This window comes from Pseudoalteromonas translucida KMM 520 (genome assembly GCF_001465295.1).
Lineage (GTDB): Bacteria > Pseudomonadota > Gammaproteobacteria > Enterobacterales > Alteromonadaceae > Pseudoalteromonas > Pseudoalteromonas translucida.
In genome coordinates, this window is record NZ_CP011034.1 from 839882 (window position 1) to 853276 (window position 13395).

At 41.6% G+C, this 13395-nt stretch carries 12 protein-coding genes and 1 pseudogene; all 13 read left to right on the forward strand.

What is annotated here, in order from left to right; all coding sequences use genetic code 11:
• The first annotated feature begins 99 nt into the window (after positions 1–99).
• Positions 100–1035, forward strand: a complete 936-nt coding sequence (locus PTRA_RS03895) for a chemotaxis protein CheV (protein ID WP_011327460.1) — start codon at positions 100–102, stop codon at positions 1033–1035.
• Positions 1036–1055: 20 nt separating this feature from the next.
• Positions 1056–1885 (forward strand): annotated as a pseudogene (locus PTRA_RS03900) (CheR family methyltransferase).
• 502 nt (positions 1886–2387) lie between these two features.
• The gene (flgB, locus tag PTRA_RS03905; protein WP_041454356.1) at positions 2388–2795 is read left to right on the forward strand and encodes a flagellar basal body rod protein FlgB; all 408 of its coding nucleotides are present in this window, start codon (positions 2388–2390) and stop codon (positions 2793–2795) included.
• A gap of 5 nt (positions 2796–2800) precedes the next feature.
• Positions 2801–3232, forward strand: a complete 432-nt coding sequence (gene flgC / locus PTRA_RS03910; protein WP_011327464.1) for a flagellar basal body rod protein FlgC — start codon at positions 2801–2803, stop codon at positions 3230–3232.
• A 13-nt stretch (positions 3233–3245) separates the two neighbouring features.
• Positions 3246–3923, forward strand: a complete 678-nt coding sequence (locus PTRA_RS03915) for a flagellar hook assembly protein FlgD (protein WP_058372769.1) — start codon at positions 3246–3248, stop codon at positions 3921–3923.
• 49 nt (positions 3924–3972) lie between these two features.
• Positions 3973–5337, forward strand: coding sequence for a flagellar hook protein FlgE (gene flgE / locus PTRA_RS03920; protein ID WP_058372770.1), 1365 nt, complete (start codon positions 3973–3975; stop codon positions 5335–5337).
• A gap of 226 nt (positions 5338–5563) precedes the next feature.
• Positions 5564–6307 carry a flagellar basal body rod protein FlgF gene (locus PTRA_RS03925; RefSeq protein ID WP_011327467.1) on the forward strand — a complete coding sequence of 248 codons (744 nt, stop codon included), beginning with the start codon at positions 5564–5566 and terminating at the stop codon, positions 6305–6307.
• Between the two features lie 21 nt (positions 6308–6328).
• The gene (gene flgG / locus PTRA_RS03930; protein ID WP_011327468.1) at positions 6329–7117 is read left to right on the forward strand and encodes a flagellar basal-body rod protein FlgG; all 789 of its coding nucleotides are present in this window, start codon (positions 6329–6331) and stop codon (positions 7115–7117) included.
• Between the two features lie 16 nt (positions 7118–7133).
• Complete coding sequence (gene flgH / locus PTRA_RS03935; protein ID WP_058372771.1) at positions 7134–7817, forward strand: flagellar basal body L-ring protein FlgH; 684 nt, start codon at positions 7134–7136, stop codon at positions 7815–7817.
• A gap of 12 nt (positions 7818–7829) precedes the next feature.
• The gene (locus PTRA_RS03940) at positions 7830–8924 is read left to right on the forward strand and encodes a flagellar basal body P-ring protein FlgI (RefSeq protein ID WP_058372772.1); all 1095 of its coding nucleotides are present in this window, start codon (positions 7830–7832) and stop codon (positions 8922–8924) included.
• A 127-nt stretch (positions 8925–9051) separates the two neighbouring features.
• The gene (flgJ, locus tag PTRA_RS03945) at positions 9052–10047 is read left to right on the forward strand and encodes a flagellar assembly peptidoglycan hydrolase FlgJ (protein ID WP_058372773.1); all 996 of its coding nucleotides are present in this window, start codon (positions 9052–9054) and stop codon (positions 10045–10047) included.
• A gap of 1 nt (position 10048) precedes the next feature.
• Complete coding sequence (gene flgK, locus PTRA_RS03950) at positions 10049–12061, forward strand: flagellar hook-associated protein FlgK (RefSeq protein WP_058372774.1); 2013 nt, start codon at positions 10049–10051, stop codon at positions 12059–12061.
• A gap of 2 nt (positions 12062–12063) precedes the next feature.
• Positions 12064–13323, forward strand: coding sequence for a flagellar hook-associated protein FlgL (flgL, locus tag PTRA_RS03955; RefSeq protein WP_058372775.1), 1260 nt, complete (start codon positions 12064–12066; stop codon positions 13321–13323).
• Positions 13324–13395: the final 72 nt, after the last annotated feature.

Here is a 13395-nt window from a genome sequence, read left to right on the forward strand (position 1 = left end):
ATATTTAGCGTCAAAAAGTAGACGCTCCCGTTGTATTATGTGACTTTATAAATTCAAAGCAATTATCGTTCCGTATAGTTTGTTTTTTAGGAGATTTGAATGGCAGGTATTTTAGACTCAGTAAACCAACGAACCCAGTTGGTGGGACAAAACCGCTTAGAGCTACTACTATTTAAACTTAGAGGGCGTCAGCGTTTTGGGATTAATGTGTTTAAAGTCAGAGAGGTGCTGCAATGTCCTCCTCTTACTAATATGCCAAAATCAAATGCTTACATTCGTGGTGTTGCCCATATTCGCGGCCAAACTATTTCGGTTATCGACCTTTCTATGGCTGTGGGTGGGCGTCCAATTGAAAATATTAAAGACAGTTTTATAATTATTGCTGAATATAATCGTACCGTTCAAGGCTTTTTAGTTGGCGGTGTCGAGCGTATTGTAAATATGAACTGGGAAAAAATAATGCCGCCGCCGCCAGGTGCAGGTCGTTATTCTTACTTAACTGCTGTAACTGAAATTGAAAACGAATTAGTTGAAATTTTAGATGTAGAAAAAATATTAAACGAAATTTGTCCCGTTAATACCGAAGTAAGTGCCGATGTTGCGGCTACACAAGGTGACATTAAAAAAGATTTAGGCGAGCGAATTGTTTTTATTGCCGATGACTCAGCAGTAGCACGAAACCAAGTTAAGCGAGCATTAGAGCCACTAGGCGTTCAAACAGAGCTTGCCAAAAATGGTAAAGAAGCACTTAAACGATTAAAAGAAATAGCCGAACACGACTGCGTAAACGATATTACAGAACGTGTAGGGTTACTTATTTCCGATGTAGAAATGCCTGAAATGGATGGCTATACATTAACCGCCGAAATAAAAGCCGACCCTAAATTGGCACCATTACATGTTATTTTACATACCTCGTTAAGTGGTGTTTTTAATCAGGCCATGGTTGAAAAAGTAGGTGCAGATGACTTTATTGCAAAATTTAATCCCGACGAACTCGCAACAGCAGTAAGAAAATGGGTTCATTGTGATTAATAAACAGAGGTGTTATTGATTTGAATAGTAAAGATTTACAGCAAAGTGAATACGATCAATTTCGCTTATTTTTAGAACAACAGTGCGGTATTGTATTGGGCGAAAACAAACAATACTTGGTTAAAAGCCGTTTAGCACCGTTAATGAAGCGATTTAATGTTGAGTCTTTGTCACAGCTAGTAAATAAAACGTTGGGATTGCATGAGCGCCAATTACGCGCCGCAGTGGTTGATGCAATGACCACCAATGAAACCCTATGGTTTAGAGATCAATATCCGTTTGAGTTATTAAAAACTAAACTGTTTCCAGAGTTTAAAGGGCTTAACAGACCATTAAAAATATGGTCTGCGGCAAGTTCTTCTGGGCAAGAGCCATACTCTATTGCTATGTCGGTTGCTGAGTTTCAGGCAAGTTCTCCTGGGGTTTTACGCAGGGAGCGCAAATAGTGGCTACCGATATATCAAATACTATGCTGGATATGTGTAAACACGCAGAGTATGACGCGTTAGCACTAGCAAGAGGGCTCTCGGCCGAACGTCGTAAAAAGTTTTTTAAAGACAGCGGCAATGGCATGGCTCAAGTTATCGACCCAATAAAAAAACAGGTTAACTTTAGACATCTTAATTTACTCGACTCATACGCGCTTATGGGCAAGTTTGATATTATATTTTGCCGCAATGTGTTGATTTACTTTGCACCAGAAGTAAAAGCAAAAATTATTGCGCAATTTTCTCAAGCACTTAATCCTAAAGGTTATTTACTTTTAGGGGCGTCGGAATCTATGAGCGGTTTAAGTAACGATTTTGATATGGTTAGATGTAACCCTGGTATTATTTATCAAAAGAAATAACTGCAAGTATGGTGAAGTGCGAGCAGTTTGCACACTTTAAGCATTATTTTAAACGACGCATCTAGCGTCGTTTTTCGTTTTAGTGATCAGCAAGTAATTAGCTAAGCTTTGTATTACCAAGCACTGTTATTAGTTATAGCTTCGCACCTCCCCTTATTTAAAGCGCATTGTGCCAATATGTTTAAGCAAATATATCCACAAAAAGGTTATGAGACGCTGCGCTTTAGAGAAGAAAAAATAGATAAATTATCTGTTTAAATCACTCCTCATTTACTCCCATTCGCATTCAGTGTGCAAATGTGCTTTAGAGTTTTTAACTACTGGCATTTTTTATAATAACTGTATTGGCTCATATCAATTTACCTATTATCTAAAACTCCTCCTAAAACCTGCACTTTAAATAGCTATGTTTAATCAGCTTACTAAGTAACTTTAAACAAAAATTAGTTAAATGGCTTATTTCTTGCTTTGTTCAAGCTAAGTCAATTTTTTGGAGATGGTTATGGCTATCAGTTTTGATAAAGCGCTTGGTGTGCACCCGCACGCTATGTTGATCCGTTCGCAAAGAGCCGAAATGCTCGCTACCAATATCGCTAATGCTGATACGCCGGGCTATAAAGCAAAAGATATAGACTTTGCCTCTGCACTAAAAACGGCAAAGTCACACCAACAAGGCGGCAATAGTATGGTAAGAACCAACAGTAAACACATTGCCGGTGGTAGTAAAGAAGTTGGTGGTTCAGAAATGTTTCGTAATGCAAATCAACCAGATACAGGTGATGGCAACTCAGTTGATATACAGGTGGAACGAAACTTGTATGCACAGAATGCTATGGAGTATCAGGCCAGCTTGCAATTTTTAAGCGGCAGATTTAAAGGTCTGAAAAAAGCACTCGGTAGCCAAGGATAATAATTATGAGTTTATATAATGTTTTTGATATTGCTGGTTCTGGTATGAGCGCACAAAATGTGCGTTTAAACACCACCGCAAGTAATATTTCGAATGCGAATACTATTAGTTCTTCTCAGGATAAAACTTACCGAGCGCGACAACCTGTATTTGCTGCTGAGCTTACTAAAGCTTCAGCATCAGCAAGTAATCCACAGGGCTCCGCTGTTGGCGTTAAAGTATTGGGTATTGTTGAAAGCAACAAGCCATTACAAATTGAATATAACCCAAACCATCCAAGTGCGGATGAAAATGGCTATATCTATAAACCCAACGTTAATGTTGTTGAGGAGATGGCAAACATGATTTCTGCCTCTCGTTCGTATCAAACAAATGTGCAAGTTGCCGATGCAGCAAAGCAAATGTTAAGTAAAACACTGCTGTTAGGCCAGCGGTAACAGAGGGTAGGTTATGAGCAACGATATTAGTACATCTTCATCCTATTTAGACTCTTTACGGTGGCAAGATAAGCAAGCAGCCAGTAAAGAAAAAAGTGATGCGTTAACCCAAGAAGATTTTTTCTCATTACTAACGCAGCAACTGTCGTTTCAAGATCCGAGTAAACCGGCTGATAACGATCAGATGATTGCGCAAATGACTAACTTTACTATGGCAGAGGGTATTTCAAATTTAAATTCTAACTTTGAATCTTTAGCTGCATCAATGACATCAAACTCAGCACTACAAGCTTCTACATTAGTAGGCAAGCAGGCGCTTTTAGAGTCTGACACGCTAGACTTAAATGCAGCCGGTGATGCACGAGGCTCAGTTGTTGCCGAAAAGCCAGTTGAAAGCTTAAAGCTACGAATTGAAGACGAGTCTGGGCAGTTAGTTAGAACCATAGATTTAGGCTCGCAACCAGCTGGTGCAGTGCGTTTTGCATGGGATGGTAAAAATGAAGCGGGTGAGCGCCTACCTCCTGGCGAATATAAAATTAAAGCTGAGGGGAGTACTAATGGTGAGTTTTCGAGCCTGCCAATTGCTACCTTTAAAAATATTGAGAGTGTTAATATTAATGGTGCAAATGGCATCATTATTAACACTAAAGAAGGTGCGGTTAGGCTGACTGATGTTGCAGAAATCGCGTAAAAGATTCATTAGCCAGCGGGCTAAAAATTAAATAGTTTAGAGGTCAATTATGAGCTTCAATATTGCATTATCCGGCCTTGCTGCCGCACAAAAAGATTTAAACGTTACGGCAAATAATATAGCCAACGTAAATACTACGGGTTTTAAAGAGTCGCGCGCAGAATTTGCTGACGTGTATGCATCGTCGGTATTTAGTTCTGGTAAAACAAAAAATGGTGACGGCGTGCAAACGACTATGGTTGCACAACAATTTCACCAAGGATCATTACAGTTTACCAATAACTCGTTAGATTTAGCGATTACCGGTGAAGGTTACTTTGCAACTAGCCAAGACCTAGGCGCGCAAGATTTTACCTACACACGTGCCGGCGCATTTAAGTTAAACAAAGACAACTTTGTGGTAGATGCAAATGGCAGCTTTTTACAAGGTTTTCCGGTTGACCCTTCAACAGGTGATACTACATCAGTGAGTTTAAGTACTTCATCGGCTTTACAAATACCTGACTCGTCAGGATCGCCGCGTGCTACTTCAAGCGTGTATAGCTCGTTTAATTTAGACTCACGATCAATTGCACCTACAATTGCGTTTAACCCTACCGAAAGTGCAACTTATAATTCATCAACCTCAACAACCGTGTATGACTCACTCGGTGAGCCACATGTATTGCAGCTGTTTTTTGTAAAAAGCGACCCTGCAGTACCCGGTAATGAAAATCAATGGAACGTACACTCAACACTTGATGGTAAATCTTTTGGTGCCAATGGTGTTGAACAAACAGTAGCTCCGTACACTCCTATGACTACTTTTCAGTTTGACTCAAGTGGTTTACCACAAAGTACAGACAGTGCACCAAACTTAAGTAACACTTTTAATCCATTGTCTATAACTGCTGGAGGCGGTGGCACAGCGGGGCTTTCTGATTTATTAACTAATGGTGCTACCTTTCCTGCAGATATAGAAGTTAACTGGCGTGATGAAACTGGTACAGCTAATAAAATACCTACTCAATATGCAAGTCGCTTTGAAGTAAAAGCACTTGAGCAAGACGGTGCAACGGTTGGCCGTTTAGCGGGTATTGATATTGGTGCCGATGGTAAAGTTGTGGCTTCGTACAGTAATGGCGACTCAACGTTTTTAGGCCAGGTGGCTATGGTACGTTTTTCAAACTCACAAGGTTTACAACAAGTGGGCAGCACAGGTTGGAAAGCCAGTATAGCGTCAGGCGAGCCTATTGCTGGTGAACCTGGCTCTGGCACGTTAGGTAATATCAACTCATCAGCGCTTGAGCAATCAAACGTAAACTTAACTAACGAACTAGTTGATTTAATTAGCGCACAGCGTAATTTCCAAGCAAACTCGCGAGCGCTGGAAGTTAACTCAACAATTCAGCAAAGTATTCTACAAATTAGATAAGCACAATTTATTAATTTGAATATTCAAGGCTGCTTAATTGCAGCCTTTTTATTTTGGGCAACTAGCTTGCCGCCGCACACTAAGTACGAAAAAGCATATTTCCCTTCTTTTTATTGTTTTCTTATGCGTATTTACACTCCTTCAAAATAACAGTTTTTAGTATTAAATTTAATCTGGCGCATATATTGCATTTGTTCTTACAGAGATTTTTAAGTGAGTCGATGTTATGGATAAAATGGTCTACATTGCCGCGTCTGGCGCTAAGCAAAGCTTAATGGGGCTTGCCCTTAAAGCCAATAATTTGGCGAACGCAAATACCACAGGTTTTAAAGCCGACTTTGCCCAAGCTCGATCTATGCAAGCGTTTGGTGAAGGTTTGCCATCGCGGGTGTTTTCTATGGAAGAGCGCCCAGGTTCAAACATGACATCGGGTGGCATACAGCAAACCGGTCGCGAGCTCGACATTGCCATGAGCGATAACGCCTGGCTGAGTGTACAAGACGCCTCCGGCAACGAAGCTTATACAAAAGTAGGTACGCTTAACATTACCGCCGAAGGCATGTTAGTCACCAGCGGTGGTCGTCAAGTAATTGGCGAAGGCGGCCCTATTATTTTGCCAGTTCCGATTGAAAAAATAGAATTTAGTAAAGACGGTGCCATACAAGTACGCCCACAGGGCGCGCCGGCTAACTTTTTAGAAGAGGTTGATCGTTTAAAAGTGGTTGAGGCAAATAACTCAACACTTGAAAAAGGTAACGATGGTTTATTTAGACCAAAACCAAATCAAACGGTTGAAACCTCAGCTAACGTACAAGTGATAAGCGGCGCATTAGAAATGTCGAACGTTAATCCGGTACACGAAATGGTCGATATGATCAGCCATCAACGCCAATTTGAATTACAAGTAAAGCTAATGAAAACAGCAGAAGAAATAGATCAATCGCAAGATCAGCTGTTGCGCATAGTTTAACTTTAAAATGAGGACACGATTATGAATCCAGCATTGTGGATCAGTAAAACCGGGCTTGACGCCCAACAAACCGACATTTCGGTTATTTCTAATAACTTAGCCAACGCCAGTACGGTTGGTTATAAAAAAAGCCGCGCCGTTTTTGAAGATTTACTTTACCAAAACATTAATCAACCAGGCGGTCGCTCATCGCAAGATACCGAAATGCCATCAGGTTTAATGCTAGGTGCTGGTGCCAAAGTAGTAGCTAACCAAAAAAACTTTTCGCAAGGTAATATGTTAACCACTGAAAATTCACTGGATTGGATGATTTCTGGTTCAGGCTTTTTTGAAGTACTGCAGCCAGATGGCAATATTGCTTATTCGCGCAACGGACAATTTACTACCGATGGCGACGGGCGAGTTGTAACCTCGGGTGCTGGTTATGTAGTTCAACCAGAAATGAACGTACCCGACGACGCGCAATCAATCACCGTATCGCAAGACGGTGAAGTGTCTGTACGCGTTGCAGGGCAGGCCGATAACGTGGTTATTGGGCAAATTACCATTAGTGACTTTATTAATCCGTCGGGCCTTGAGCCTATAGGGCAAAATCTTTACACCGAAACCGCAGTAAGTGGTGCGCCAGTGCAGGGTAACCCTGGGGTTGATGGGCTAGGCACTATTATTCAAGGCTCACTAGAAACGTCAAACGTAAACGTAACCGAAGAGTTGGTAAACCTAATAGAAACCCAACGTGTTTACGAAATGAACTCAAAAGTAATTTCGGCAGTTGATGAAATGATGAGCTACATCAATCAGCAATTATAATATTTTAGAGGTTATTATGCGCAATATTATATTATTTGCAGCGGGTACTTTATTGTTAAGTGGCTGTGTTTCTACACAAAATAGTGATGTAGTACAAGACGACCCTTACTATTCGCCCATGTACCCAGAACCCAATGTTGAACCGGCAGTTGCTAATGGCTCACTGTTTAATACGTATTTATCGAACGACTTATACGCCGATAAAAAAGCACTGCGTACTGGCGATATAATCACAGTTAAATTGCAAGAATCTACGCAAGCCTCTAAAGCGGCAAAAACAGAAACTGATAAACAGTCAGACGCAAAACTCGACCCCGTTATTGGTTTAGGCGGATTACCGGTAAATATTGGCGGCGACAGCATTCAATTTGGTATTGGCAGCGACGCGTCATTTAAAGGCGACTCAAAATCAAATCAGTCAAATAGTTTAGCCGGTGATATATCGGTAAACGTAATGCGTGTTTTACCTAATGGTAATTTAGTTATTCGCGGCGAAAAATGGCTAACGTTAAACTCGGGCGAAGAATTTATTCGTTTAGAGGGATTAGTAAGGCCAGAAGATGTAACTGCAGATAATACCGTGCAGTCAAATAGAATTGCTAATGCACGAATTCAATATTCGGGCAAAGGGCAAACTCAAGAAGCACAAAGTGCCGGTTGGCTAACACGCTTTTTTAGTAGCTCACTTTTTCCTTTTTAGAGGACATTCATTATGAATGTATTTAAAGTTTTTTATTTAATGGTGTTACTTGGCTGGCAACTTCCTGCCATGGCCGAGCGCATTAAAGATGTGTCTATGGTTGAGGGTGTACGCTCAAACCAATTAGTAGGCTATGGCCTAGTTGTTGGCTTACCTGGTACGGGCGAGCAAAGCCGATTTACCGAGCAAAGCTTTAAAGGCATGTTAAACAGCTTTGGCATTACGTTACCAGCAAGCTTAAAACCAAAAATTAAAAACGTGGCTGCGGTTGCAGTGCATGCTGAACTGCCGCCTTTTAGAAAGCCCGGGCAAACTATTGATATTACCGTATCGTCTATTGGTAGTGCAGGTAGTTTACGTGGTGGTACTTTATTGCAAACCTTTTTAAAGGGGGTCGACGGCAACGTATATGCTATTGGCCAAGGTAGTTTAATTGTAGGTGGTTTAGGCGCTGAAGGGCTTGATGGCAGTAAAGTTGTTATAAACACGCCAACAGTGGGGCGCATTCCAAATGGCGCAACCGTTGAGCGCGCAGTTAAAAGCCCATTTATGCAAAACGACTATATTACTTTTAACTTAAATCGCCCAGACTTTACTACCGCTAAGCGATTAGAAAAAACCATAAACGATTTAGTTGGCCCAAATAGCGCCCAAGCACTCGATGCTGCGTCTATTAGAGTGATTGCCCCAAGAGACGCCTCGCAGCGCGTGTCTTACTTATCAACGCTCGAAAACCTAGAATTTACCCCGGCAGATACAGCAGCAAAAATTATTGTTAACTCGCGCACTGGTACTATTGTTATTGGTAAAAATGTAAAGCTGCAACCAGCTGCTATTACTCACGGTGGCTTAACAGTAACGATTGCCGAGCAATTAAATGTATCGCAACCAAATGCTTTTAGTGATGGCGATACCGTTGTTACTCAGCAAAGTATTATAGATATAAAACAAGACGACTCACGGGCATTTGTATTTAACCCAGGAGTGAGCTTAGATGACCTAGTACGTGCTATAAACGAAGTAGGCGCCGCACCTGGCGATTTAATGGCAATACTAGAAGCCCTAAAAGAAGCCGGCGCAATAAACGGCCAGCTAGTCGTAATTTAAAACAACGTAATGCTATCGGTGGTCAGTTTTAAAAGCTGACAACCGATGGCATATAGCTCCACACTTTCCCCTCTGGCTCAATTTTTGCATTGCTTTATACATTATTCATTATTGTGTCAAAAAGCTGATGGAAACAAATCACCTCGATAAGCAAAACTTTTTTGATTTAGGTAACTTAAACGCTTTGCGTAAAGATGCCTTAAACAGTGGCGACGCGTCTAGTGATGCCTCAAAAGCGGCTCTCAAAAAAGCAGCGGCACAATTTGAAGCCATATTTACGCAAATGCTGCTTAAAAGCATGCGCAAAGCCAGCGAAGCCTTCGAAGACAAAGAAAGCCCATTAAATTCAAGTAGCGTAAAGTTTTTTGAAGAAATGCATGATCAGCAACTTTCATCAGAGCTCTCGTCTAATGGCTCATTAGGGCTTGCCGATTTAATAGTGCAGCAACTTTCTCCTACGGCAAAAAATTACACCCCAGCTTCAGTACTCAGAACCAGTAACGATCTTTTAAGCGATCAGCGTGCTGGCATAGAGTTGCCGCAGCAACAGCGTAAAAAAGCCGTAGCCGAGCCTGTAGATAAAAGCGCTATGAACACCGAAAAGCCAGAAGTAGCTAAGCCAAACTTTGAAACAGCCGAAGAGTTTGTAAGTTCGGTATGGGAGCATGCTAAAACAGCGGCTAAAAAAATTGGTTTAAATCCTGCTGTTATGGTGGCTCAAGCAGCGCTTGAAACCGGTTGGGGTAAGCATATTATTAATAAAAGCGACGGTAACAGCTCAAATAACTTATTTAATATTAAGTCAGATAAAAGCTGGCAGGGCGAAAAAGCCAACAAAGTTACCTTAGAGTTTGAACAAGGTGCTGCAGTTAAAAAACAAGCCAGTTTTAGGGCTTACGACTCAATAAAAGACAGCGTGAACGACTTTGTTGATTTTTTAACCCAAAACCCACGCTATCAACAAGCATTACAAAATACCGCTAAACCGGCAGCGTTTTTAGACTCATTACAACAAGCCGGTTATGCAACAGACCCAAATTATGCGGATAAAATAAAGCGCGTACTTAACAGTAGCGAGCTAAAAAATATTGCAACAAACGTGATCCGCCAAGGAGTAAAGTAACATGTCGTTTAATTTATTAAACATTGCCAATTCAGGAATAAGAGCAAACACTGATCTGTTGCAAACAACCAGTAAAAATATTGCCAATGTAAATACCGACGGCTATGTGCGCGAGCGTACAGAGCATGGCACCATGATCGACAATCAAGTCGGCAAAGGTAATACCTACAGGTTACTTAATGAATTTGCACAAAAACAATTAAACAGAGACACCTCAAATAAAACGTTTTTTGATCAGTTTGTAAGTGAAGCAAACCGAGTAGACACGTTGTTTTCGCAAGAAGCGAATAGCTTATCGACTGGTATAAACTCGCTATTTAATAACGTGCAAGAAGCGCTTAATCAGCCATCGTCAACGGTTGCACGTTCGTTAGTAATGACTAACGCCGATAGCTTAATAAGCCAAATGGATAGGTTATCGGGAATAGTGCTGGATCAAAAAAATGTTGTAAATGAGCAGCTCGAAATATTCTCCGATGAAGCCAATACCTTAATTCAAAAAATAGGATCGTTAAACCAACAAATTGCTGGTGTTAATGGTACTAACAACGCATCTGCTGCAAGCGGAACATATAACGAGCGCGATAAAGCGATTCGCGATTTATCAGAGTTAATCGACATTGAAACGCTCGACGGCCCCAATGGTGAAAAACTTGTTTTTATGGGCAGCGGTGAAGCGGTTGTAATGCAAAACGGCTCGTTTAACTTATTTTCGATGCGCGGCGACCCCGATCCAAACTTTAAAGAACTGCGCTTAGATGTAAATGGCGGCAAAGCTGTGCCGCTTGAGGTTGATGCCAGTAAATTAAAAGGCAAAATAGGTGGTTTACTTGCCTTCAGAGACGATATTTTAGTACCTGCACAAAATCAAATAGGCCAAATGGGTTTAGCGTTAGCAGATGCATTTAATCAGCAAAACCGTTTGGGAATGGATGCTAACGGTAAATTGGGTGGCGATATATTCAATATACCTACGGCAAAGGGGTTTGCCTATCAAGCTAATACCGGCGGTGCGGGTGTTAGTGCAACAGTAGAACCCGGTAAAGGCAGTAATTTACCAGCCAGTGATTTTATTGTGACTTATACAGCAAACCCAAATGAAGTGAGTATTCAGCCAGTAGATAATAAAGGTGAGCCATTAGGCGCTGCTACAACAGCAACATTTGTAGGCGGCGAAATTAACTCGGTAAATAACCCTGGTGTTGATTTATTTGGCTTGCAGCTGACTATGGCTGGTGCAGGTAATGAAGGCGATAAATTTCAAATTAAACTTAACTCAGAAGCCGCCGCTAATATCACTCTCGCCACCGGGCGCGGTGAAGACCTAGCGCTCGCATCGCCAATACGCACCGCCGATGACATAAATAATACCGGTAGTGGCGCTATTTCTGCAGGCAGTGTGAGTAGTGTTACCGCTGGTGGTTTTACAACTACGACTCCTCCTGCACTCGCTAATGGAGATATAACCATAGTTAAAGCAGCGGGTACAAATGATTACTTAATTAGCGATGGAAACGGTGCCAATGTGCCAATTACTATTGCACCACCAGGTAAAAATGTTTTGGCTGGCCTTGGTGCTCCTTATGACGGTTATGGCTTTGATTTTGATATTGAAGGCTCGCCAGCAACAGGCGATAGCTTTACGTTAGAGTTTAACAAAGGCGGCTTTGACGATAACCGCAATGGCTTAAAGTTAGCCGAGTTACAAAATGGTGACTTGGTGCGTCAAAATGTTGTTTCAAGCTCAGATGCCGATAACCATAAAACGTTTAACCAAGCGTATGCCGGATTAGTAACCGATATTGGTGTGGTAACAGGCCAAGCTAAAACAAACGGCGCAGCATTCGACGCACTCGCACAGCAGTCAGAGGCATGGTACGAGTCGTTATCTGGGGTAAACCTTGACGAAGAAGCGGCTAATTTACTGCGCTTTCAACAATCTTACGCGGCTTCAGCTCAGGTGCTTTCTGCTGCACGTTCTATTTTTGACACTTTACTTAGTGCCACGAGGTAATTATGCGCTTATCAAATAACTTAATGTATCAAAACAGCATTAATAAAATACTACAAAATCAAAATGGCGTAGCAAACGCACAAGAGCGAGTAAATACTGGGCAAAAGTATTTATCTACCTCAGAAGCGCCTGCCGATATATCGCAAGCTATGCTATATACCAATAAAATACAAAGTAATGAGCAATATACAAAAAATATTAATCAGCTCAATGGCCGACTAAAAACCGAAGAAAGCGTACTGCAAGGTATTAACGAAAGTATTCAAGCGGCTAAAGACATTGCTTTAAAAGCAGGTAATGGCGCATACAGTAAAGACGACTTAAAGTCGTTAGCGTCGGAGCTAACCGAAATACAAAAAACGTTAGCTAATTTAATGAACACCCGTTCAGAAGACGGTAAATATATATTTTCAGGCTACCAAGACAGCACGCAACCGTATCAGTTTGATGCCGCCAGCGGCAAATACAATTACCAAGGCGATCAAGGTCAGCATAAAATTACTATTGCCGAAGGTGTGTCAATTAAATCTAGCGACAACGGCTACGACACCTTTGAAAAAACCAATGCACGCCTCGATGTAACATCTAATGCAGGCGATGCAACAAGTACGCTTGCGGGTTCTGTTTATGTAGATAAACAAGGCGTGTTCGATCAGTTTCATAAAGAGCAATATAACGCTGATCCAGACCCTTTAGTGTCAGCCACAGCAAATACTTTTAATGTAGTGGTTACTGCCGGTGCTAACCCAGGCGATCTGGATCAGTATGAAATTTTACGAGATGGAGTAGCGCAAACACCACCTGTTAGCGGAAATGTAACCGACGAGCCAATAGAGTTTGCCGGAATGAAAATTCAGCTCACTGGCGCAGCACCTGGGCAGCAGCTCGATTTTAGCCTAGAAAAACCCCACAAAGAAAACGTACTTAATACGCTACAAGGTTTAATTACAGGCTTAAATAATGGCACGCTTACGGGGGACGATTTTCAGCAAGTACTTAACGATGGTGTAACGCAGCTGCAAAACGCCAGCGAACAAGTCGTGTTTACCCAAGCCAGTTTAGGCGGGCGGATGAATGTGCTAGAAAGAGTAACCGACTCTAACTCTGCGTTAGACATTCAAAACCAAAGTAATCGTTCAAGCCTGCTTGAAGTAGATATGGCCGCTGCAATTAGCGAACTCACTCAGCAAGAAACCGCACTCCAGGCGTCGCAGGCCACATTTGGCCGTTTAGCTAAATTATCACTATTTGATTATATTTAAAGATAAAGAGCAGGTTTGAGGTGTCAGGTATCAGGTTTTAGGTAGAAATTAACCAAGCACGGTGTGAAAGAG

Bases quoted from the DNA above. Each gene is read 5' to 3' on its own strand.
- PTRA_RS03915 (WP_058372769.1), top strand. From the start codon at position 3,246: ATGAGCAACGATATTAGTACATCTTCATCCTATTTAGACTCTTTACGG.
- flgJ (WP_058372773.1), top strand. From the start codon at position 9,052: ATGGAAACAAATCACCTCGATAAGCAAAACTTTTTTGATTTAGGTAAC.
- flgH (WP_058372771.1), top strand. From the start codon at position 7,134: ATGCGCAATATTATATTATTTGCAGCGGGTACTTTATTGTTAAGTGGC.
- flgC (WP_011327464.1), top strand. From the start codon at position 2,801: ATGAGTTTATATAATGTTTTTGATATTGCTGGTTCTGGTATGAGCGCA.
- PTRA_RS03940 (WP_058372772.1), top strand. From the start codon at position 7,830: ATGAATGTATTTAAAGTTTTTTATTTAATGGTGTTACTTGGCTGGCAA.
- flgL (WP_058372775.1), top strand. From the start codon at position 12,064: ATGCGCTTATCAAATAACTTAATGTATCAAAACAGCATTAATAAAATA.
- PTRA_RS03925 (WP_011327467.1), top strand. From the start codon at position 5,564: ATGGATAAAATGGTCTACATTGCCGCGTCTGGCGCTAAGCAAAGCTTA.
- flgG (WP_011327468.1), top strand. From the start codon at position 6,329: ATGAATCCAGCATTGTGGATCAGTAAAACCGGGCTTGACGCCCAACAA.
- PTRA_RS03895 (WP_011327460.1), top strand. From the start codon at position 100: ATGGCAGGTATTTTAGACTCAGTAAACCAACGAACCCAGTTGGTGGGA.
- flgB (WP_041454356.1), top strand. From the start codon at position 2,388: ATGGCTATCAGTTTTGATAAAGCGCTTGGTGTGCACCCGCACGCTATG.
- flgK (WP_058372774.1), top strand. From the start codon at position 10,049: ATGTCGTTTAATTTATTAAACATTGCCAATTCAGGAATAAGAGCAAAC.
- flgE (WP_058372770.1), top strand. From the start codon at position 3,973: ATGAGCTTCAATATTGCATTATCCGGCCTTGCTGCCGCACAAAAAGAT.